The following is a 20,590-nucleotide window of genomic DNA, read 5'->3' on the forward strand; positions in this document are numbered from 1 at the left end:
ACGGCCCCGCGTTTTGTGATCACAGAGTGATCGAATCCGCCTGGTCGCCGGGGAGACGGGGGTGCGGGGCCCGCGCCGGCGGTTCGCCGCCGTGCCAGGAGCGCCAGAGACCCGCGTACGCCCCGCCGCGCGCCACCAGCTCGTCGTGCGTGCCCAGTTCGGTCAGCCGGCCGTCGTCGAGCACCGCCACCCGGTCCGCGTCGCGGGCCGTGTGGAGCCGGTGGGCGATGGCGATGACCGTACGGCCTTCGAGGACGGCGGCCAGCGCGCGTTCGGTGTGCCGCGCGGTCGCCGGGTCCAGCAGGGCGGTCGCCTCGTCGAGGATCAGGGTGTGCGGGTCGGCCAGGACCACCCGGGCCAGGGCCAGTTGCTGGGATCGCGCCCCGTCGGTGCGGGTCGCGCCCGCCCCGGTGCCGAGCTCCGTGTCGAGGCCCTGGGGCAGTTCGTCCACCCAGTCCGCGCCGACGGCGGCGAGCGCCGCGCGCAGGTCGTCGTCGGTGGCGGCCGGGGCGGCGATCCGCAGGTTGTCCCTGACCGTGTCGGCGAAGACGTGGTGCTCCTGGGTGACGAGGACGACCTGGCGGCGCAGTTCGTCCGGGCCGAGTGCGGCGACCGGCACCCCGCCGACCGTCACCGCGCCGGTGTGCGGCCGGTCGATGCCCGCCAGCAGCCGGCCGAGGGTGGACTTGCCGGCCCCCGACGGGCCGACCAGGGCGAGCCGTTCGCCGGGGCGGACGGTCAGGTCGACGCCGTGCAGGACGTCGCGCCCGCCGTCGTACGCGTACCGCGCGCCGGTCACCTCGATCAGGTCACCGGCGGGGACGCGTCCGGGTGCCGGGTCCGCCGGTGGTTCCTGGCCCAGCCCCTCCACCCTCGCGAACGAGGCCCCGCTGCTCTGGAGTTGGTCCACCCACCGCAGGATCGTGTCCATCGGGGTGTCCAGCTGGCGCAGATACAGGGCGCAGGAGACGACCGTACCGAGGGAGACGGCGCCCCGGTCGAGCAGTGCCCCGCCGACCAGCAGGACGGCGACAACCGGCACGACATACGAGACGTCCACGGCCGGGAAGAGCACGCTGCGCAGGAAGAGCGTGCGGGTGCGGGTGCGCCGGCAGCGCTCGACGGCGTCCTCGCAGGCCGCGATCCGCCGCTCCTGGAGGCCGAACGCCTCGACCGTACGGGCGCCGGACGCGGTCGCGGACAGCACCTCGGCCAGCGCGGAGTTGGCGGCGCCCTCGGCGAGGTAGTCACCGTGGGCGCGGCGCAGGTACCAGCGGGTGGCGCACCAGATGCCGAGCAGGCCGAGCACCCCGCACGCACCGAGCCGTACGTCGAGGGCGAAGACGGCGCCGAGGACGAACACGATCTGGACGGTCGCGATGAACACGTCGGGTCCGGCGTCCCGCAGGGTGGTGCTGACCTCGGGGACGTCGGCCGTGCCGCGGGCCGCGAGGTCGCCGGTGCCCGCGCGCTCGACCGCCGAGGCGGGCAGGGCGAGCGCGCGGTCGACCATCTGCTCGCGGATCCTGGCGGAGGTGCGTTCGCCGAAGCGGTGGCCGACGAACCGGGCCTGGCGGGTGAGGAGGAACTGCGCGAGCGCGCAGACCACGATGACGAGCGCGTACCGGTCGACGGTCCGCGTCCCCTCCCCCGCCGCGACGGCGTCGACGACGCGGCCGAGGAGCCAGGGGCTGACGAGCCCGGCCGCCGCCGCGAGGGCGTTGAGGACGATGAGGGTGGTGAAGGCGAGGGCGTCCTGGCGGATCAACCCGGCCGCCGCGCGCCGGACTTGGCGGGGTGAGGCGACGGGCAACTGCCGGGCGGTCATGGGGGATGGTCCTCTCGGCGGATCTGCGGATCGGCGGATCGATGAATCGGCGGACTCGGCGGACTCGGCAGATCAATGAATCGACGGGCTCGTCCTGATGTGTGCGCGTGCCGGGTCCGCGCCCTACGAGCCCCGCGACACGACCTCGCGGTATCCGCTGTCGCCGCGCAGGAGTTCCTGGTGGGTGCCGACGGCGCTCACCCGGCCGTCGGTCAGGAAGCAGACGGTGTCGGCCTGCGCGAGCAGCAGGGGTGAGGTGCTGGTGACCACGGTCGTACGCCCCTTCCTGGCGGCGCGCAGCCGGGCGGCGACGGCGGCCTCGGTGTGGGTGTCGACGGCCGAGGTCGGTTCGACGGCGAGCAGGACCTCCGGGTCGGCGAGCAACGCCCGGGCCAGCCGCACGCGTTGGCGCTGGCCGCCCGAGAGGTTACGGCCTCCGGCGTCGATCACGGAGTCGACGCCGTCGGGCAGTCCGAGGACGACGTCCTGCGCGGCGGCGGCGAACAGTGCCCGGGTGAGGGCCTGTTCGTCGCGCTCCTCGCGGCCGGCGAGGACGTCGCGCAGGGTTCCGGCGAAGAGGTCGGCCTCGTGGTCGGCGACGAGGATCCGGGCGCGGACCTCCGGCAGGGACATGGCGTCGAGCCGGGTGCCGTCCCAGGTGGCCGCCGAGGCGGTGAAGCGGCCGAGCCGGTCGACCACGGCGGCGCCGTCCTCGGGACGGGCGCCGGCCAGGACGGTCAGCGTGCCGGGCACCACCTCGACGCCGGAGGCGGGGTCGTGGAGCACGGCGGGCGCCCGGGGCGCGTCCACGGCCGCCGCCGGGTCCTCGATGTCGCGCTCCAGGCCGAGGAACCGTACGACGCGGCGGGCGGCCACCAGGCCCCGGGTGACCTCGTAGCCGCCTTCGACGAAGAACGCCACGGGCACGGCGAGGACGGCGACATACCCGTACACCGCCACCAACTCCCCCACCGAGATCGACCCTTGTACGGCCATCCTCGCCGCGAGCCAGGTCACGACGGCGAGGAAGAGGGCCGGCAGGCCGGGTCCGAGGGCGTCGATCCAGCTGGTGACCGCCCCGACCCGGTACCCCTCCTCCCGCAGCCGGCCGGAGTCGCGCCGGTAGCGGTCGGCGTGGACGTCCTTGCCGCCCAGCCCGCTCAGGACCCGCAGTCCGCCGACGATGTCCACGAACCGCCCGGCGAGGGCGCCCCGTTGCTCGCGGTACGCGCTCTCCGCGCCCTGCAACCGTCCCAGCAGCGGGCCCATGGCGACCGCGAGCAGGGGCACCCCCAGCAGGACGACGAGGGCGAGGAGCGGGGAGACGGCGAGGAGGAGCCCGGCCACGGTGACGTACGCGAGGACCGCCCCGACCCCGGGTCCGGTGACGGTCAACGCCCGGGAGATCGTCGCGACATCACCGATCCCGATGGTGACGACCTCCCCCGCCGTCGCCCGGCGGGGCAGCGCGGCGCCGAGCCGGGTCGCGTGCGCCACGACGACCCGTACGGTACGGAACGTGGCGTCCATCCGGACCCGGGTCATGGTCCGGTGCCGCATCGTGCCCACCCAGGCGTTGACCGCGCCCAGGGCGAACAGCGCCCCGGTCCAGCCGGCGAGCGCGGTCCGGTCGCCCGCCCGCAGCCCGTCGTCGACGGCGCGGGAGAGCAGGTACGGCGACAGGGCCAGGCACAGCATCCAGAGCGTGCCGTACGCGGCGCCGGCGAGGACCCGCCAGGGCTGGGCGCGCACCAGCCACCACAGATAGCGGAGCGGACCGCGTCGGTCGGGAGAACCGGGACCCCTGGGCGTGTCAGGCATGGCAGCACCCTAACGGCCGCCGTCCGGGCACCCAATGACCGCAAATGCGGACCGTTGCTGAAAATCCGTCAGATGGGTAAAAGGGGGCACAGAACGCCATGGACGACCTGCCCCGGCGTGGTGCTAAGATCGCCACGCTTGCCAAGCGGTAGGAAAACCTGCTAGGGCATAAAAGATATTCCGCGCACCGGCCCAGAATCCGCCACATCCGGGGGAGACCTATGCCATTAGCCGGGCCTTTCACGGCTGTCCGGCAGGCGAGCACGCGCGGCCGACCGTGCATTCATGTCCGCACCTGGTTGCCCATTCGCCCGAAGAGAGCCCTATGACGCAATACTTTCAGGATCCAGCGCTTTGGGGACTTATCGCTGGAACCCCCGTGGCCGCGACCGCGATCATTCGTGGACGCAAGTCGATCGCTGAGCTGCGGAAAGAGAAGGAAGAACTCAAGCGGCACTACGCGAATCTGGAGGAGCATTACGCAGAGGCCGTGGAAGAGGCCAAGGACCGCGCGGAGGAAGCCACCAAGACGGCTCTCAAGTCCGCCATGCGGACCCTTCAGGGTCTGGCGAGCGAGCAGCAGCTCGCGATCACGAAGATTCAGGACAAGTACGGCGAGCTCCAGATTCTTCAGGATCTCCTTGACATCGACCACATGAATTCACAGTTCGCCCGGCGTGCCCAGTCGATCGCCGTGCTCTGCGACGGATGGCTCGGCCGGCAGCGTGCCGCGGCCTCCCTGTACGACGTGGTCCGCAGTGCGAAGGGGCGTATTCGCCACTTCACCCGGGTGGAAATCCGGGCCCAGAGTAATTTCGCCATCGTCAGCCGTGCCGTGGAACCGGTCGCGCTCACCCTGGCCGAGCTGCTGGACAACGCGACCAGTTACTCGGCGCCGGAGACGATGATCGAGATCAACATCCGGCCCGTTCCCAAGGGCGTCTGCATCGTCGTCGACGACGCCGGTGTCGGCATGAACGAGGAGGAGAAGGCGAGGGCCGCCAAGCTCCTGTCGAGCGACCGCGCGCCCGGTGTCTCCGGTCTCGGCAACCCGCCGCAGTTCGGCTTCACGGTGATCGGTGTGCTCGCCGCCCGGTACGGCTTCAGTGTCTCCGTCGACTCCACGTCCCCGTACGGCGGGGTGCGCGCGGTGGTGCTGCTGCCCGACGAACTGCTCACGTCCATGCCAGAGCCCGAGGAGATTCCAGCCGTGGCCACCTCCTCACCGCTGCCGTCCGACGAGGACACGACGGGCGGCGTGAGCGCCGCCCCCGTGGCCGCCCCCGCTCCCGCCACCACGTTCGGCGGTCTGCCCAAGCGCCGCCGGCGCGGCGCGATCTCGATCGTGCCGACGGCGGGCGAGACGGCGGAGGCGCCCGTCCGTGACAGCGAGAAGGCCGCGTCCGTCATGGGCGCGTTCCAGCGGGGCACGCAATCGGGCCGTCGCTCCACCCACACAAGCAGTGAAGGGCATGAGACGCAGTGAACTACGATCTTTCGTGGATGCTTGACAGTGCTCTGGAAGTGCCCGAAGCACGCCATGCCATTCTGGTCTCTGCGGACGGCCTTCTCATGGCCCGTTCCAAGGATGTCGGAAAGGACCACGCCGACACCGTCGCCGCCGCGATGAGCGGAATGCAGTCGCTCAGCCGTACGGTCGCCGATTTCTGCGGCGGCCCCGATCAGCGGCCCCAGTGGCATCAGACTCTCGTCGAGTTCGACCACGGCTGGGTGTTTCTGATATCGGCCGGAGAGGGCGCCTATCTCGCCGTCTCCGCCTCGCCCGAAGTCGACATGGCTGAGATCACCTTCCGTATGCAGCAGCTGGTCGGCCAGCTCGGCAAGGCGCTCACCAGTCCCCCTCGGGAGGATGTGAAAGCATGACAACACCGGACGAGCCCGAGCTGGAACAAGAAGTCACTCCATTAGTGCGACCGTATGTGATCACCAACGGTCGCGAGCTGCTCGACGACAACGATTTCTCGCTGATCACATTGATCACGGTGTCCGAGAACGCCCCGCAGAACGGGTTTCTCGATCCCGAAAAGCGGCGTCTCATGGAGCTGTGTTCCGGCGGTTTTCTCTCGGTCGCCGAGATAGCCGGGCACACCCATCTGCCCGTGGGTGTCGTCAAAATCCTTCTGCACGATCTCACGGCGGACGGCTATCTCTACACCCGTGCGCCCATACCTCCGGCAAAACGCGTCGACAGGCAAATCCTCGAGGAGGTGCTGAATGGGCTCCAAGCTCGCTTTGGATGACGGCGTCTACCTGCGCGATTCGGTGCAGACCGCGGCCAAGATCCTGGTGGTCGGTCATTTCGCGGTGGGAAAGACGACCTTCATCGGGACCATGTCCGAGATTCCGCCGCTGCGGACCGAAGAGGTCATGACGCAGGCGGGCGAGGGGATCGACGACCTCAAGGGCACGCCGGGCAAGACCACGACCACCGTGGCCATGGACTTCGGCCGGCTCACGCTCAGCGAGAAGCTGGTGCTGTACCTGTTCGGCACCCCCGGACAGCAGCGGTTCGTCCAGGTCTGGGAGGACATGTCGCGGGGTGCCCTCGGCGCCCTGGTCCTGGTCGACCCGAACCGGCTCGAAGAGTCCTTCCCCGTGATGGACCTGGTCGAGCGGTACGGAATTCCGTACGCCATCGCCGTCAACCGGTTCGACGACGGCACGCCGGGCCACTCCGACGAGGAGATCCGGGAAGCTCTCGACCTGCTCCCGGAGACCCCGCTCGTCACCTGCGACGCGCGCGACCAGCGGTCGTCCGCCCATTCCCTCATCGTACTGGTCCGTTATCTCCAGTCGCGCCTCAACTAGGAGTCCAGGCATGCAATCTCATTCGGAATTCCTCGCTCCGCCGCCCGGCTGCCCCGCGCACAACAGCGGCAAGAGCGTGCCGCTGCACGGGCCGGAGTTCGCCGCGGACCCGGAGGGCTTCTACTCCTACCTGCGGCAGTTCGGACCGGCCGCCCCGGTCGAGCTGACGCCCGGGGTCGAGGCGTCGCTCATCACCGACTACGCCGCCGCGCTCCACGTCCTCCAGAACCCGGACACCTTCGCCAGGGACGCCCGCCGCTGGCGGGCCCTGAACGAGGGCCGGATACCGGACGACAGCCCCGTCCTGCCGATGATGATGTACCGGCCGAACCCGATGTTCTCGGACGGCGCCGACCACCTGCGGCTGCGCCAGGCCGTGACGGCCAGTCTGGCCCGCATCGACACCCACCGCCTGAGCCGGCACGTCGACCGGGTCGGTTCCTACCTCATCGACCAGTTCAGCGGGCGGGGCCGGGCCGATCTGGTCGCCGACTACGCGCAGTTGCTGCCCCTGCTCGTCTTCAACGATCTCTTCGGGTGCCCGGCCGAGATCGGTGACCGGCTCATCTTCGGCTTCTCCGGGATCTTCGACGGAGTCGACGCGGAGAAGGCGAACGAGGTGCTCAGCGAGTCCCTGTTCGAACTGGTCGCGCTCAAGCGCGCCCAGCCCGGCGACGACGTCACCTCGTGGCTGATGCAGCACGAAGCCGGCCTGAACGACGAGGAGATGATCCATCAGCTCGTCCTGCTGATCGGCGCGGGCACCGAGCCGACGCAGAACATCATCTCCAGCACCCTGCGTCTCCTGCTCTCCGAGGACAAGCGCGGGGACGGCATGCTGGTCGAGGACGCCATCAACGACGTGCTCTGGAACGGCCCCCCGATCGCCAACTACGCCGTGCACTACCCGGTGTTCGACGTGGACCTCTCGGGAAGCCGGCTGGACGCGGGGAACCCCGTCCTCATCAGCTTCGCGGCGGCCAACAGCGACCCGGGCCTCTCCGCGAGCCGCCAGACCCTCAGCAAGCGGGCGCACCTCGCCTGGGGCGCGGGTCCGCACGCGTGCCCGGCGAAGGACCCCGCGCTGCTGATCTCCGTACTGGCCGTCGAGAAGCTCCTCAACACGCTGCCGGACATCGAACTGGGCGTGCCCGCCCACTCGCTGACCTGGCGCCCCGGGCCGTTCCACCGCGCGCTCAACGCGCTGCCGTCCCGCTTCACGCCCGTACGGCACGAGAGGCGCGAGTCCTCCCCTCTGCCGACCTCGGGCCGCAATGCCGGAAATACTCCGGTACGGGATCAGCCGCAGCGGGCGCAGAAGGGTAACTTCTGGAGCGGATTCCTGTCGTGGTGGAAGGTGTGACATTCGCAACATGCCAGAGGCATTGTCGGTCGAATGAGTGTTCCACCATCGGGGTAGACAGGGTTGGCGAATCTTATGTGATGTCTTGAATAAAGGAGTCTCCGTGGAGCCGTCCCTGGCAGCGCCACTCATAGACCGACGCGCGGTGGTTTCACTGTTCTCCCGTCTGCGCACGGCCAACGGCCAGTCGAATCCACTGCCTTTCTACGCGGATCTCAGGTCCATGGGCAGCGTCGTGCCCGCCCCCTGGGGCGGCCACCTGGTGAACTCCTTCGAACTCTGCAACCAGGTATTAAGAGACCGGGCTTGGCAGGTTCCCGATAGCGCCTGGCGGCTACGCCAGGGCGAGAAAACCCGCTGGAATTCCATTTCTTCGCGGGAAATGGGCAGGACTCTGCCCGCACTCAACCCGCCGCATCACACCCGGGTGCGCCAGTCGATCGGCAATCTTTTCGACCGCAGTTCCCTGGAAGCCACCAAGGATTCGGTCGAGAGGACGACGGAACGGCTTTTCGACCGGCTGGCCGAAGAACTGCGGGAGAACGGCGAGGCCGATTTCAGCTCTCTGATCAGCGAGGAACTGCCCTCCCTCACCATTTGCGAATGGCTCGGTCTGCCGATCGAGGACTACGCGCTGATGCGTGATCTGACGCATCACCAGGTGTTCGCGCAGGAGCTGCTGCCCTCGCCGAGTCAGCTCGCGCTGTCCGACACCGCGACCCTCCGGCTCCAGGAGTACTTCATCGAGCTGGTGGCCAAGCGGCGTGCGGAGCCCGGGGACGACCCGATCTCCACGTGGCTCAGGACGTGGGACGGGATCGAGTCCGACCCGGCGAAGGCGGACGAGGCCGTCTACCTCCTCGCTCTCCTGGTCGTGCTGGCCGCGCCGGAGACCACGTCGACCCTGATCTCCACCATGGTGTGGCTGCTCCTGGAGCACCCCCTCCAGCTGGAGTGGCTGCGCGCGCACCCCCAGCACCTCCCCGACGCGGTCGAGGAGGTCCTGCGGTACGACTCCCCGAACCACATCATCAGCCGGGTCGCCGGCGAGGACACCACCCTCGGCGGGGTGCCGGTGTCCAAGGACCAGATGGTCCACCTCATGATCGGCGCCGCCAACCACGACCCGGCCCAGCACTCCGAGCCGGACGTCTTCAACATCCGCCGCCGCGCGACGCATTTGAGTTTCAGCGGCGGAATCCACTACTGCCTGGGCGCCCCGCTGGCCCGGCTGGAGGCGACGACGGTACTGAGCACGCTGCTCAGGCGGATGCCGTCCCTGCGCGTCAGTTCACCGCCGGTCTGGGCTCCCCGGGTGGGATTCCGGCGCATCGCCTCACTGGGAGTTGTCGCGGGCTGACGCGTTGTCGGCGACCGCGACTCCGTCCCCCATCGAGAAGAGCCCGCGCGACAGCGGACGACAAACGAGGAACAGCGTGGTGGATGCTTTCAAGGTTCTGCGTGTACGGCACGAAGGGCCGCTGCTGAAGGTCCAGTTGAACAGCCCCGAGACCGGGAACGCCATTTCCGGGCTGATGCTGGACGAGCTTCTCGCCGTTCTGGACACCGTGCACGACGACCCCGGCATTCGCGTGCTCATCCTGTCGGGTGCCGGGGACGACTTCTGCGTGGGCGGTGACCGGCGGGAGTTCGCCGAGTTCCTCCGTACGGACCCCAGCGGGGTCGCGTTGCGCACCCTCGGCACCAAGGCCCGCCGGGTCTGCGACGCCCTCGCGACGTCCGACGCGGTCACCGTCGCCCGGCTGCACGGCGGGGTGATCGGCGCGGGGGTGGCGCTCGCGGTCTACTGCGATCTGCGGGCCGGCGCGGACAACTGCCGTTTTCGGCTCCCCGAGTTGGCGCTCGGCATGCCCCCCGCGTGGGGCGGCTCGCTGCCCCGGCTCATCCAGGAGTCCGGCGCCGCCCGGATCCGTGAACTCATCATGACCGGCGAGAACTTCGACGCCGCCAGGGCCGCCGACCTGTCCCTGCTTCACAAAGTCGTTCCCGAGGAGGAGCTGGAGGACGCCATCAGCGCGTGGACCAGGCCGCTGGTGCGCAGATCCGCGTCGGCGCTGCGGACCACGAAGGTCATGATGAACGCGTACGCCTCCGCCAGCCGGCTCGCGGACGCCTCCCTGTTCGACGCGGAGCTGCTGACCGCCTCGGTGGCGGCGGGGCGGGCGGGACGAGGCTGAGGGTGGAGACAGGTGGCGGCCGTGCGTCCAGGAGCGCGGCCGCTACGCGCCCCTGAAGTGGTCCCGTACGAGTGACTGCACCAGGGCCAGGTCCGCGGCGGCCAGGGCGTCGAGCAGCGCGGTGTGTTCCGCCGCGTCGGCGACGAGGTCGGCGCGGCGCACGGCCGGGGCGCTGACCAGGGGCCACTGCGAGCGGCGGTGCAGGTCGTCCGCGACCGCGACCAGCTGCTGGTTCCCCGCGAGGGAGAGCACCGCGCGGTGGAAGGCGCGGTCACGGTCCGCGTAGGCGGCGTGGTCGCCGGAGGCGGCGGCCGCACCCGTCGCCTCGGCCAGCGGCCGCAGTTCGGCCCAGCGCTCGGCCGGTACGGTACGGGCCAGCCGGAGCATGACCGGCACCTCGATCAGGGCCCGTACCTCCGCCAGTTCGGCGAGTTCGGCGGCGCCGCGCTCGGCGACCCGGAAGCCGCGGTTCAGGACGACCTCGACCGCGCCCTCCCGCGCCAGCTGCTGCATCGCCTCGCGGACGGGGGTCGCGGACACGCCGTACCGCTCGCCGAGGGCGGGGGCCGAGTAGACCTCGCCGGGTACCAGGTCGCCACTCACGAGCGCGGAGCGCAGCGCGTCGAGGATCTGGCCCCGTACGGAATGGCGCCGTACCGGCCGGGGCACGGACGGTTCGGGGCCGCTGTACGTGTGCTCCCGGTCCTCCGGTGACGTACGCGACTGCTTCGGCACCCGGTCGGGGCGCGCGGAGGCGTACGGCGGGGGCGCGGTCCTCTCCCGCCCGCCGTCCTGTTCCAGGCTTCGCTCCACCCGGTCCCACCTCCGCTCCTCCCTGCACGATAGGCGGGCCGGGCCGCAGTTCAAAGAGCGGACGTGTCGGGTAAGGTAAGGCTTACCTGCAAACGATCGCGATTCGGTGGTCCCCTGCATGACCCTTCCCGCCCTGCTGCCCCGCTTCCCGGCCTCGCCGGTCACGGACGCCTACGCCCGGCTGACCGAGGTCTTCCCCGCGCTGCGCGTCGACGAGATCGCGGCCGGCGGGGAGCTGCCGCACGACGGCGGCTGGGTGAGCGCGGCCGGCCTCGCCGCCGGGGGCGCCGCCCTCGACACGTTCCTCGGCTGGGACGAGGCGCAGATCCTGCGGGACTACGGGCGGCCGGCCCGCCCCGACGTGGTGGCGAGCTTCGCGCTGCACCGCTACGCCTGGCCCGCCTGCCTCCTGGTCACGCTGCCGTGGTTCCTGCACCGGCGGGTGCCGCGGGTGCCCGTGGCGGACGTCGCCTTCCAGCGGGTGCGGGGCAGGATGGCCGTACGGACCGGGTCCTTCGCCTGCCTGCCGGACGACCCCGCCGCCGGGCACCCGGACGCCCGGGTCGTGCCGGACGAGGAGGCGCTGCGCGGCGAGGTGCGCGCGGCGGTCGCGGAACACCTCGGGCCGGTGCTGGAGGGCTTCGCCCCCCGGATGCGGCGGGGGCGGCGGGCGCTGTGGGGCATGGCGACCGACGAGATCGTCGAGGGCCTCTGGTACGTCGCCCACCTGCTGGGCGAGGAGCACCGGGCGATGGCCGAGCTGGAGCTGCTGCTGCCGGGCACGACGGGTCCGTACGTGGGCGCCGCGGGCTTCCGTGAGCTGACGGGACCCGACGGCGCGGCCCTCGCCACCCGCGACCGGGCGAGCTGCTGCCTCTACTACACACTGCGTCCCGATGACACGTGTGTCACCTGCCCGCGTACGTGTGACGCCGACCGTGTCGGTAAATTGACCGCGAACGTCTGATCCGGCTCTGACCTCGCACTCCGGCGGTCCTCGCCTGACTGCCCGTCACCCGGCGGCTCCACGCCACCCGCAGGGGTGATATTAATCGGACATGACAGCCGCTTTGCGCACGGCAGTTCGAGCCGAGCGTGCCTATTTGTGCGCCTCTCCGCCTCGTTGGCGTTGTCTTGGCCCAAAACCCCCTGAGGGACACCGCACTTCCGCCAATATGGCGCCCGATACGCCCTACTGCGATGCAAGGAACACCGCATGCGACTGACCGACATATCGCTGGACTGGCTGCTCCCCGGCGGCGTGCTGCTCGTCGGAATCCTGGTGGCGGTGGCGATCCTCGCGCGCGGCAAGCGCGCCGGTGAGAAGACCGCGACCGAGGACTCCTGGGAACGCACCGAGGAGCGCCGCAGGCGCAAGGAAGCGATCTACGGAACCGCCTCGTACGCCCTGCTCTTCTGCTGCGCCGCGGTCGCCGCGGCGCTCTCCTTCCACGGCCTGGTCGGCTTCGGCCAGGAGAACCTCAACCTGACCGGCGGCTGGGAGTACCTCGTCCCGTTCGGCCTCGACGGCGCGGCGATGTTCTGCTCCGTCCTGGCCGTGCGCGAGGCCAGCCACGGTGACGCCGCTCTCGGTTCACGGCTGCTGGTGTGGCTGTTCGCCGGCGCCGCCGCGTGGTTCAACTGGGTCCACGCTCCCCGGGGCCTCGGCCACGCGGGTGCGCCCCAGTTCTTCGCCGGCATGTCCCTCTCGGCCGCGGTGCTCTTCGACCGCGCGCTGAAGCAGACCCGCCGTGCGGCGCTGCGCGAGCAGGGCCTCGTGCCCCGCCCGCTGCCGCAGATCCGGATCGTACGGTGGCTGCGCGCGCCCCGCGAGACGTTCGGCGCCTGGTCGCTGATGCTGCTCGAAGGCGTCCGCACCCTGGACGAGGCGGTCGAGGAGGTCCGTGAGGACAAGCGGACGAAGGAGCAGAACCGGCACCGCAGGCGGGAGCAGCAGAAGCTGGACCGGGCGCAGATCAAGGCGCTCAACCGGCAGCACCGCGCCTGGGGCCGGGGACGCGGCGGCGGCCGCCAGATCCCGCTGCCCGCCGTGACCGCGCCAGGAGGGTCCGTGCCGGCCGTCGAGGCCGCCGCGGAGCCTGCCATACCCGAGCCGGGACAACTGCCCTATCACTCCCGGCTCTCCCTTCAGCCCGCGACGGGCAGTGAAGCCCCCCGTACCGTCGACCTCACCGCGGAGGACGACACCCAGGCATTGCCACGGCTCGACTCCCTGGAGCGCAAGCTCAAGGACCTGGAGCAGCAGTTCGGCTGAGGTTCAGGCTCAGACTGAGGCTGAGGTTCTGTACACGCGGCTCGCGGATTTCGCGGCTCGCGCGGGAGATTCGCACCCAACGGACCGGTGTGGCGGGACAACCGTCACGCCGGTCCGGCGTTTGCGGCCACCGCACCCGCCGCGCCCACTGCGCCTGTTGGCCGTACGGCTCGGTGTGTGCGCGCCCCTCGCGGGCTCAGGCGGCGGCCTCGCCGTTCATCTCGAACCAGACCACCTTTCCCAGTGGCCTCGTCCGTATCCCCCAGTCGTCCGCGAGACTGCGCACCAGCGCGAGCCCCCTGCCGTGCGTGGCGTCGTCGGCGGCGCGCACCGGCGCCAGGGGTGGGCCGGCGGGTGGCGCGGCGAAGTCCCGCACCTCCACGCGCAGTCGGGAGTCCGCGACGGTCGCCGTGACGACCGCGCCCCGCTCCGTGTGCACCAGCGCGTTGGTGACCAGCTCACTGATGAGCAGCTCCGCCACCTCCGCGCAGTCCCTCTCCTGCCAATGTCTCAGCATCTCCCGTAAGGCGTGACGCACCTCCGGGACGGCCGCGAGATCGGCGCCTCCCATTCGGCGCCGCAATCCAGCCATCCTTCTGTCCCCCCGCTCGTACCGGCTTCTACTCCTGTCTCGATATCTACAGGAGATGCATGCCCGACACGGGACCGCTCACGCATTCAGATCCGCATCCCGGGGGCGCACGGAATCAGGGACGGGGCACGTTCCGGAGGTTGGAGCGCGCCATCTGGACCATGCGCCCCACCCCGCCGTCCAGCACGACCTTGCTCGCCGAGAGCGCGAAGCCCGTGACCATGTCCGCCTTGATCTTGGGCGGGATGGAGAGCGCGTTCGGGTCGGTCACCACGTCGACCAGCGCGGGGCCCTTGTGCTTGAAGGCCTCCTTGAGCGCGGCGCCGAGCTGGCGGGGCTTCTCGACCCGTACGCCGAAGGCACCGGCCGCCCGCGCGATCGCCGCGAAGTCGGGGTTGTGGTTGGTGGTGCCGTACGACGGCAGTCCCGCCACCATCATCTCCAACTCCACCATGCCGAGGGCCGAGTTGTTGAACAGGACGATCTTCACCGGCAGGTCGTACTGCACGAGGGTGAGGAAGTCGCCCATCAGCATGGAGAATCCGCCGTCGCCCGACATGGCGACGACCTGGCGTCCCCGGTCGGTGAACTGCGCGCCGATCGCCTGCGGCAGGGCGTTGGCCATCGAGCCGTGGCTGAACGAACCGATCACGCGGCGGCGGCCGTTGGGGGTGAGGTAGCGGGCGGCCCAGACGTTGTTCATGCCGGTGTCGACGGTGAAGACGGCGTCGTCATCGGCCAGTTCGTCCAGGACGGACGCGACGTACTCGGGGTGGATCGGCGTGTGCTTCTGGACGTTGCGGGTGTAGGCCTTGACCACGCCTTCGAGGGCGTCCGAGTGCTTCTTCAGCATCTTGTCGAGGAACTTGCGGTCCGTCTTCACCTTCACCCGGGGGGTCAGGCACCGCAGCGTCTCGCGCACGTCGCCCCACACCGCGAGGTCCAGCTTGGAGCGGCGGCCGAGGTGCTCCGGCCGCACGTCGACCTGGGCGATCTTGACGTCGTCGGGGAGGAAGGCGTTGTACGGGAAGTCCGTGCCGAGCAGGATCAGCAGGTCGCACTCGTGGGTGGCCTCGTAGGCGGCGCCGTAGCCGAGGAGCCCGCTCATCCCGACGTCGTACGGGTTGTCGTACTGGATCCACTCCTTGCCGCGCAGGGCGTGGCCGACCGGGGACTTGACGCGTTCGGCGAACTCCATGACCTCGGCGTGGGCGCCGGCCGTGCCGCTGCCGCAGAAGAGGGTGACGCGCTTCGCCTCGTCGATCAGGCGGGCGAGCTTGTCGATCTCGGCGTCGGCGGGGCGTACGGAGGGGATGGAGGTGACCAGCGCGTGCTCGACCGCCCGTTCGGGGGCGGGCGCGTCGGCGATGTCGCCCGGGAGGGTGACGACGCTGACCCCGCCCTGGCCGATCGCGTGCTGGATCGCGGTCTGGAGGAGGCGGGGCATCTGCTTCGGGTTGGAGATCATTTCGCTGTAGTGACTGCACTCCCGGAACAGCTGGTCGGGGTGGGTCTCCTGGAAGTAGCCGAGGCCGATCTCGCTGGAGGGGATGTGCGAGGCGAGGGCGAGGACGGGGGCCATGGAGCGGTGCGCGTCGTACAGGCCGTTGATGAGGTGCAGGTTGCCGGGGCCGCAGGAGCCGGCGCAGGCGGCGAGCCTGCCGGTGATCTGGGCCTCGGCGCCGGCCGCGAAGGCGGCCGTCTCCTCGTGCCTGACCTGCACCCATTCGATGGCGGAGTTGCGGCGGATGGCGTCGACGACGGGGTTGAGGCTGTCGCCGACGACTCCGTACATCCGCTGGACACCGGCCCTGGCGAGGATGTCGACGAACTGCTCCGCCACGTTCTGCTTGGCCATGGGAAGGTGCCCTCTCTCGTCTCCGGTCGCCGGTGTCCGGCCGCCGCCCTGGGTCCATCAACCCACGCCGGGCGGGGTTACGCCTCCCAGACGGCGACGGCCGTGCGGTCGTCCGCGTAGCCCTTGACCCTGAGTTGGGTGTCCGCGAGATAGGACGCCAAACCTGGCGGTTCGTCGGAACTCCAGCGGTCGGCCAGCTCGGCCGCGAGGGCCGGGACGCCGCGCAGCGGTTCGGCGAGGCCGGGGCTGCACAGGAGGAGGGTGTCGCCCGGGAGGGCGACGGAGGCCCGGAAGCGGAACGGTTCGGCCTGCGGGGGCACCGGCTCCTCGACGTACGGGGCGGGGGGTGTCGGGATGCCGAGGTCCACGGTCAGCCGGTCGCGGCGGGGGGTCTCGGGGGGCCGGGAGCCGAAGCCGACGACGGGGTCGCCGGTGAGGGCGGCGGGGTCGGGGACCGCGGGTTCCAGGTCCTGCCAGGCGCCGTCCCTGAGACGGAAGAGGCCGCCGCCGCCGACTCCGAAGAAGACGCGGGTACGGCAGCCGGGGTCGGCGGAGAGCAGCAGGCAGCGCAGGCTCGCGGTGTACGCGTCGGGCGGGAGGCCCAGCTCGGTGGCGCGGGCGCGGAGCTTGCCGTAGCCGCGGTCGGTGAGCCGTTGCAGTCCGGCCTTGAGGTCGCCCCTGCGGCCGGCCCTTATGTCGTCGGAGAGCCGGCTGTGACTGCGGCCGACGGCACCGCCGATCCAGTGACAGGCGTCGGCGGCGGCGAGGTGGGCGCCCTCGGTGGCGCGGACGCCGGTGGCGACGGCGACGAGGATGAGCGCGGCGTCGCCCTCGCCGAAGCGGGCGGTGAGGAGCGTGTCGCGGCGGGGTTCGCCCCGGTAGCGCCCGGAATCGCCGCGTACGGAGGCGGCGCGCAGCGTGTACGTCCCGTAGCGGGCGCCGTCGAGCACGGTGTCGGCGACGAGCTCGCCGAGGCGGTCGGCGTGGGCGGGGGGCAGGGCGGTGGGCTCGGGGTCGTAGGTGGGCGGCCCCCCACCGAGATGGGCGACGCCGGGCCGCGCGGGGGCGGGAAAGTCCTCGGCACGGTCCCGCCCGGCAGCGGCGAGCGCCACCACGGACGCCCCGTCCTCGGCCCGGGGCCCGCCCTCCCCCCACCCCACGGCCGGCCCGGGCGCCCCGGGGCCGTCGTGGGCGGGGAGGCGGGGGTCGCTGCCGGGGGGCGGGGGCGCGGGGGCGCCTGGGGGCGCCGGGGGCGCGGGCTGGATCAGGGGCGGGGTGGAGGGGGCGGGCGGCCCCGGGGGCGCGGGGTGAACTGCGGGCGGTGCGGTTGGCCCTGGGGGCACGGGGGCGCCGGGTGGCGCCGGGGGCGTGGCGTGAACTGCGGGCGGTGCGGGCGGCCCCGCGGGCCTGTGGTTGACCACGGGCGGCGCGGGTGGCGCCGAGGGCCCACGGTCGACCACGGGCGGGGCTGGCGGCCCCGAGGAGGCAAGGGGGATCACAGGCGGGGCGGGCGGCCCGGAGGGCCCTCGGTCGACCACGGGCGGCTCCGGCTGCCCCAGGGGCGCAGGTTGGATCACGCGCGGCGTGGGCGACTCAGAGGGCGCAGGGGGGATCACAGGCGGCGCAGGGGGCGCAGGGGCCCTGCGGTTGGCCGGTGTGGGCGGCGTGGGCGGCGCTGAGGGCGCGGGGTTAGTCAGGTGCGGGACAGGCGGTCCCGGGGGCCTGCGGGGGGCCACGGGTGGGTCCGAGGGCCTCGGGGGTGGACTCACGCCTTTCTCGTCGTCGAAGGACTCCCCGGCCGGAGCGGCCGGCCCCCACGCGGCTCCCGGCACGGCCTGCGGATTCCTGGCGGACGGCAGTCCGCCGCCCGCCCAAGCGCCCTCACCCTCTCCGTCATCGCTACGGGCGTCCGGGCCCGGCACGGCCCGGTCGGCACCGTCCGACGCCTCGGCGTCCGCATCGCCCAGCCCCGGCGAGGTAGGCGCCCCGACTGCCGCGGTCCTGGGCCGGTGGCCCGGAGGCAGCGCCCCTGCCGAGGAGTCGGCGGCGGAGACAGCCGATGACTCGGGCTCCGCCGGAACCACATCCGGCCGTACGGAAGCCGCAGGAGCCGAACCGGACGGCTCCGAAGCCGACGCCCCGGGCGCCCCGGGCTCCGCCGGAACCGCGTCGGACCACTCCCAGGCCGAGGCCCCGGACGGCCCCGGCCCCACCTGAACGGTGTCCGAACGCTCCGGGGCCGAGGCCCAAGGCCCCCCGGGCTCCGCCCGAACGGCACCCGGACGTTCCGGGGCCGAGGCCCGAGGCGGCCCTGGCTCCGCCGGAACCACGTCGGACCACTCCTGCGCCGAGGGCCCGGCGGGTTCGGGCTCCGCCCGACCCGTGTCACTCCCCGCCACAGGCGGGGCCCAAGCCGCGCCGGACGCTCCCGGCCGCGCCGGGGCCCCAGAAGGTTCGGGCTCTGCCCCTGCGCCGTCCGGTCGCTCCGAGGCCGGAGCCTGAGTACGAGGAGGTTCCGACCCCGCCGGAACCGAACCAGCCGGCTCAGAGTCCGAGGCCCCAGGGGACTCGGACTCCGCACCGCCCGCGCCGGGCCGCGCCGCAGGTGAGGCCCAGGTCGGGCCAGGCTCTCCCGGCCGCGCCGGGGGCCCAGAAGGTTCGGGCTCCGCCCACACCAGGTCCGGCCGCCCCAGGGCCGGGGGCCGGGGCGGTTCGGGCTCTGCCCGTGCGCTGTCCGGGCGCGGCGAGGCCGGAGTGGGACGAGTTTCGGGCGCCGCTGGGGCCGCGTCCAGCTGCTCGCGGGACGAGGTGCCAGGAGGCTCGGGCTCTGCGGGCACCTCATCCGGACGCACCGAAGGCGAGGCCCAGGCAGGTCCGTCCGCTTCCGGGCGCACCGGAGCCGAGCCGGGCGGCTCTGGGGACGATGCCCGAGGGAGCCCGGACGCCTCCGGAATCGCGTCCGACCACTGCCGGGCCGGGGACCGAGGGGACTCGGAGTCTGCGCGGCTTGCGTCGGGCGGCACCGCAGGTGAGGTCCAAGCCCGTCCGGGCTTCCCCTGCCGCGCCGGGGCCTCGGGAGGATCGGGTTCGGGGCGGATCGTGTCCGGGGGCTCTGGGGACGACGGCTCGGGCTGCCTGGACTCTGCCGGGACCGCTGTCGGGCGCTCCCGGGGTGTGGTTCCACCGTCGTCGGGGGCTGGGTCGGCCCGCGTCGGGTGGGCCGGGGATGACGGCCAGGGGGCTCCTGGGGGTGGTGGGGTGTTGGTTGGGTGGGGGTGAGGGGCCGGTGGGGACGCATTCGCCGGGGTGGGGCGTGGGGGTTGTTGTTCCCACCACGCCCGCGGGCGCTGCGTCTCCGGGGACGCCACCGCGTCCACCGCCGAGGCGAAGTGGGCGTCGAGTGGGTCCCCCGTACCCATGTCCTGCGCGGACTCGTCGTACAGACGGTTCCACCAGTCGTCGGCGTCCGGCCGCTCCCCCTGCTCGCTCATGCCCCTATCTTCGACCGCGACGGGGAGGAGAAAACGGGGCGACCGGAAAAATTAAGTCCGCCGGGCGGCCCCACCCCCCACGGGAAGGACGCCCGGCAGACGTTCACAGTGTCAGCGCGGGGCAGATGCGCCGGCGCGGAGACCGGGGGCATCACCCTCCCCGAGCAAATCCAGGTCAGGCTGCCCAAGGGGCAGGTGACCGGGGTCTGTTGCTGCTGTGATGGCGCCACCTTCGCAGAGCACGCGGCCGAAAGGGGATGATGGGGGCGGCGGGTTTACGCCGTGGCTGGTTTCCGCCACGGATCACGGCGGAAACAGGATGCTCCCGGTGGTTGATCCGGGTTGGTCCCTCGGGTCTCCCAGGGGCTCCCAGGGGCGCCCAGGAGTACGGCGGTGTGTGGTGAGGACGGTGCAGGGTGCTGGGAGCGATAGGTCTTGACGAGAGACAGGAGTCCGCGTACCGCGCGCTCGTGGCCATCGGCGCCGCGGACGTCTCGGACCTGGCCCACCGTCTCGCCCTGCCCGAGGCGGACACGGAACGGGCCCTGCGCCGCCTGGAGCGCCAGGGACTGGCCGCCCAGTCCTCCGCCCGTACGGGACGCTGGGTCGCCGCTCCCCCCGCCGTCGCGCTGGGCGCGCTCCTCACCCAGCACCGCCACGAGCTGGAACAGGCCGAGCTGGCCGCCGTGCTCCTCGCCGAGGAGTACCGCGCCGAGGCCAGGGAACCCGCCGTGCACGACCTCGTGGAGGTGGTGACGGGCGCGAGCGCCGTCGCCCACCGGTTCGTGCAGTTGCAGCTCGGCGCCACCGCGGAGGTCTGCGCCCTGGTCACCGGCAAGCCCGTCGCCGTGACGGGCATGGACAACGAGGCCGAGGAACGGGCGGCGCGACGCGGGGTCGCGTACCGCGTCGTGATCGAGCGCGAGGTGCTCGCCCTGCCCGCCGGCATCAGCGAACTGTCCGCCGCCCTCGGCCGCGACGAGCAGGTCCGCGTCATCGAACGGGTCCCCACCAAGCTCGTGGTCGCCGACCGCGGTCTGGCCATGGTGCCGCTCACCGGGCGGGGCGCGGAGCCCGCCGCCCTGGTCGTCCACGCCAGTGGACTGCTGGAGTCGCTGCTGGGCCTGTTCGAGGCGGTGTGGCGCGATGCCCTGCCCCTGCGGCTCGGCTCCGGCGACGGCAAGGGCAACGGCGACGGCAACACCGGCAGCGCCGAGATCCTGGAGGACGCTCTGCCCGGCCCCGACTCCACCGACCTGGAGGTACTGTCGCTGCTGCTCGCCGGGATGACCGACGCGAGCGTCGCGAAACAGCTGGACCTGGGGCTGCGGACCGTACAGCGCCGGGTGAAGGGGCTGATGGAGCTGAGCGGGGTGACCACCCGGTTGCAGCTCGGCTGGCACGCGTACGAGAAGGGCTGGGTGGCGCGGGAGCCCCGGCGCTGAGCCGGGTCCACAGGCCGGGTCCACGGACCCGGTCCACGGGCCCGGCACGCCCGCCGCGCCACGCCCCCTCCGCGACC

General features: G+C 72.0%; 15 protein-coding genes and 1 pseudogene. 10 read left to right on the forward strand and 6 right to left on the reverse strand.

The features are described from left to right. Nucleotides 1-19: 19 nt before the first annotated feature. On the reverse strand, nucleotides 20-1,828 hold the full coding sequence (locus ACIODU_RS11290) for an ABC transporter ATP-binding protein (RefSeq protein ID WP_401766511.1): 1,809 nt from the start codon (nucleotides 1,826-1,828) through the stop codon (nucleotides 20-22). A gap of 123 nt (nucleotides 1,829-1,951) precedes the next feature. After that, complete coding sequence (locus tag ACIODU_RS11295) at nucleotides 1,952-3,649, reverse strand: ABC transporter ATP-binding protein (RefSeq protein WP_401766514.1); 1,698 nt, start codon at nucleotides 3,647-3,649, stop codon at nucleotides 1,952-1,954. Nucleotides 3,650-3,974: 325 nt separating this feature from the next. On the opposite strand from ACIODU_RS11295, the gene ACIODU_RS11300 reads away from it, so the two are divergent. From ACIODU_RS11300 to ACIODU_RS11330, 7 genes are all read left to right on the forward strand, one after another. After that, nucleotides 3,975-5,135: an ATP-binding protein gene (locus ACIODU_RS11300; RefSeq protein ID WP_401766517.1), complete on the forward strand. Its 1,161-nt coding sequence runs from the start codon at nucleotides 3,975-3,977 to the stop codon at nucleotides 5,133-5,135. Then, nucleotides 5,132-5,533 (forward strand): roadblock/LC7 domain-containing protein, encoded by a 402-nt coding sequence (locus ACIODU_RS11305; RefSeq protein ID WP_356425569.1) that lies wholly within the window; start codon nucleotides 5,132-5,134, stop codon nucleotides 5,531-5,533. Before ACIODU_RS11300 ends, ACIODU_RS11305 begins: the two co-directional genes overlap by 4 nt. After that, nucleotides 5,530-5,910: a DUF742 domain-containing protein gene (locus tag ACIODU_RS11310; RefSeq protein WP_161312192.1), complete on the forward strand. Its 381-nt coding sequence runs from the start codon at nucleotides 5,530-5,532 to the stop codon at nucleotides 5,908-5,910. Before ACIODU_RS11305 ends, ACIODU_RS11310 begins: the two co-directional genes overlap by 4 nt. Then, on the forward strand, nucleotides 5,885-6,478 hold the full coding sequence (locus tag ACIODU_RS11315) for an ATP/GTP-binding protein (RefSeq protein ID WP_356425566.1): 594 nt from the start codon (nucleotides 5,885-5,887) through the stop codon (nucleotides 6,476-6,478). Before ACIODU_RS11310 ends, ACIODU_RS11315 begins: the two co-directional genes overlap by 26 nt. A 10-nt stretch (nucleotides 6,479-6,488) precedes the next feature. Then, entirely contained in the window at nucleotides 6,489-7,841 is a 1,353-nt protein-coding gene (locus ACIODU_RS11320; RefSeq protein WP_356425564.1) for a cytochrome P450, read from the forward strand. Between the two features lie 382 nt (nucleotides 7,842-8,223). Further along, nucleotides 8,224-9,201, forward strand: a complete 978-nt coding sequence (locus ACIODU_RS11325; protein WP_401766521.1) for a cytochrome P450 — start codon at nucleotides 8,224-8,226, stop codon at nucleotides 9,199-9,201. Nucleotides 9,202-9,277: 76 nt separating this feature from the next. Beyond that, nucleotides 9,278-10,039, forward strand: coding sequence for an enoyl-CoA hydratase/isomerase family protein (locus ACIODU_RS11330; RefSeq protein WP_356425558.1), 762 nt, complete (start codon nucleotides 9,278-9,280; stop codon nucleotides 10,037-10,039). A gap of 42 nt (nucleotides 10,040-10,081) precedes the next feature. On the opposite strand, the gene ACIODU_RS11335 is transcribed toward ACIODU_RS11330, so the two are convergent. After that, nucleotides 10,082-10,840, reverse strand: coding sequence for a GntR family transcriptional regulator (locus ACIODU_RS11335; RefSeq protein ID WP_401766769.1), 759 nt, complete (start codon nucleotides 10,838-10,840; stop codon nucleotides 10,082-10,084). A 130-nt stretch (nucleotides 10,841-10,970) separates the two neighbouring features. Here ACIODU_RS11335 and ACIODU_RS11340 point away from each other — a divergent pair, with 130 nt between their 5' ends. Both ACIODU_RS11340 and ACIODU_RS11345 read left to right on the forward strand, forming a co-directional pair. Further along, nucleotides 10,971-11,819 (forward strand): (2Fe-2S)-binding protein, encoded by an 849-nt coding sequence (locus tag ACIODU_RS11340; protein ID WP_401766524.1) that lies wholly within the window; start codon nucleotides 10,971-10,973, stop codon nucleotides 11,817-11,819. Between the two features lie 249 nt (nucleotides 11,820-12,068). Further along, nucleotides 12,069-13,127 (forward strand): DUF2637 domain-containing protein, encoded by a 1,059-nt coding sequence (locus ACIODU_RS11345; RefSeq protein ID WP_356425551.1) that lies wholly within the window; start codon nucleotides 12,069-12,071, stop codon nucleotides 13,125-13,127. 196 nt (nucleotides 13,128-13,323) lie between these two features. Here the strand turns inward: ACIODU_RS11345 and ACIODU_RS11350 are convergent, their stop codons facing one another. From ACIODU_RS11350 to ACIODU_RS11360, 3 genes and pseudogenes are all read right to left on the reverse strand, one after another. After that, a complete protein-coding gene (locus tag ACIODU_RS11350; protein WP_401766527.1) occupies nucleotides 13,324-13,698 on the reverse strand; it encodes an ATP-binding protein in 375 nt (124 codons plus the stop codon). A gap of 136 nt (nucleotides 13,699-13,834) precedes the next feature. After that, nucleotides 13,835-15,577, reverse strand: a complete 1,743-nt coding sequence (locus tag ACIODU_RS11355) for a pyruvate dehydrogenase (protein WP_356425545.1) — start codon at nucleotides 15,575-15,577, stop codon at nucleotides 13,835-13,837. A gap of 77 nt (nucleotides 15,578-15,654) precedes the next feature. Then, nucleotides 15,655-17,100 (reverse strand): annotated as a pseudogene (locus tag ACIODU_RS11360) (protein phosphatase 2C domain-containing protein); the annotation flags it as partial. A 2,384-nt stretch (nucleotides 17,101-19,484) separates the two neighbouring features. Here ACIODU_RS11360 and ACIODU_RS11365 point away from each other — a divergent pair. Next, nucleotides 19,485-20,513: a helix-turn-helix domain-containing protein gene (locus ACIODU_RS11365; RefSeq protein WP_401766530.1), complete on the forward strand. Its 1,029-nt coding sequence runs from the start codon at nucleotides 19,485-19,487 to the stop codon at nucleotides 20,511-20,513. Nucleotides 20,514-20,590: the final 77 nt, after the last annotated feature.

The organism is Streptomyces sp. NPDC088261, assembly GCF_044740805.1.
GTDB lineage: Bacteria > Actinomycetota > Actinomycetes > Streptomycetales > Streptomycetaceae > Streptomyces.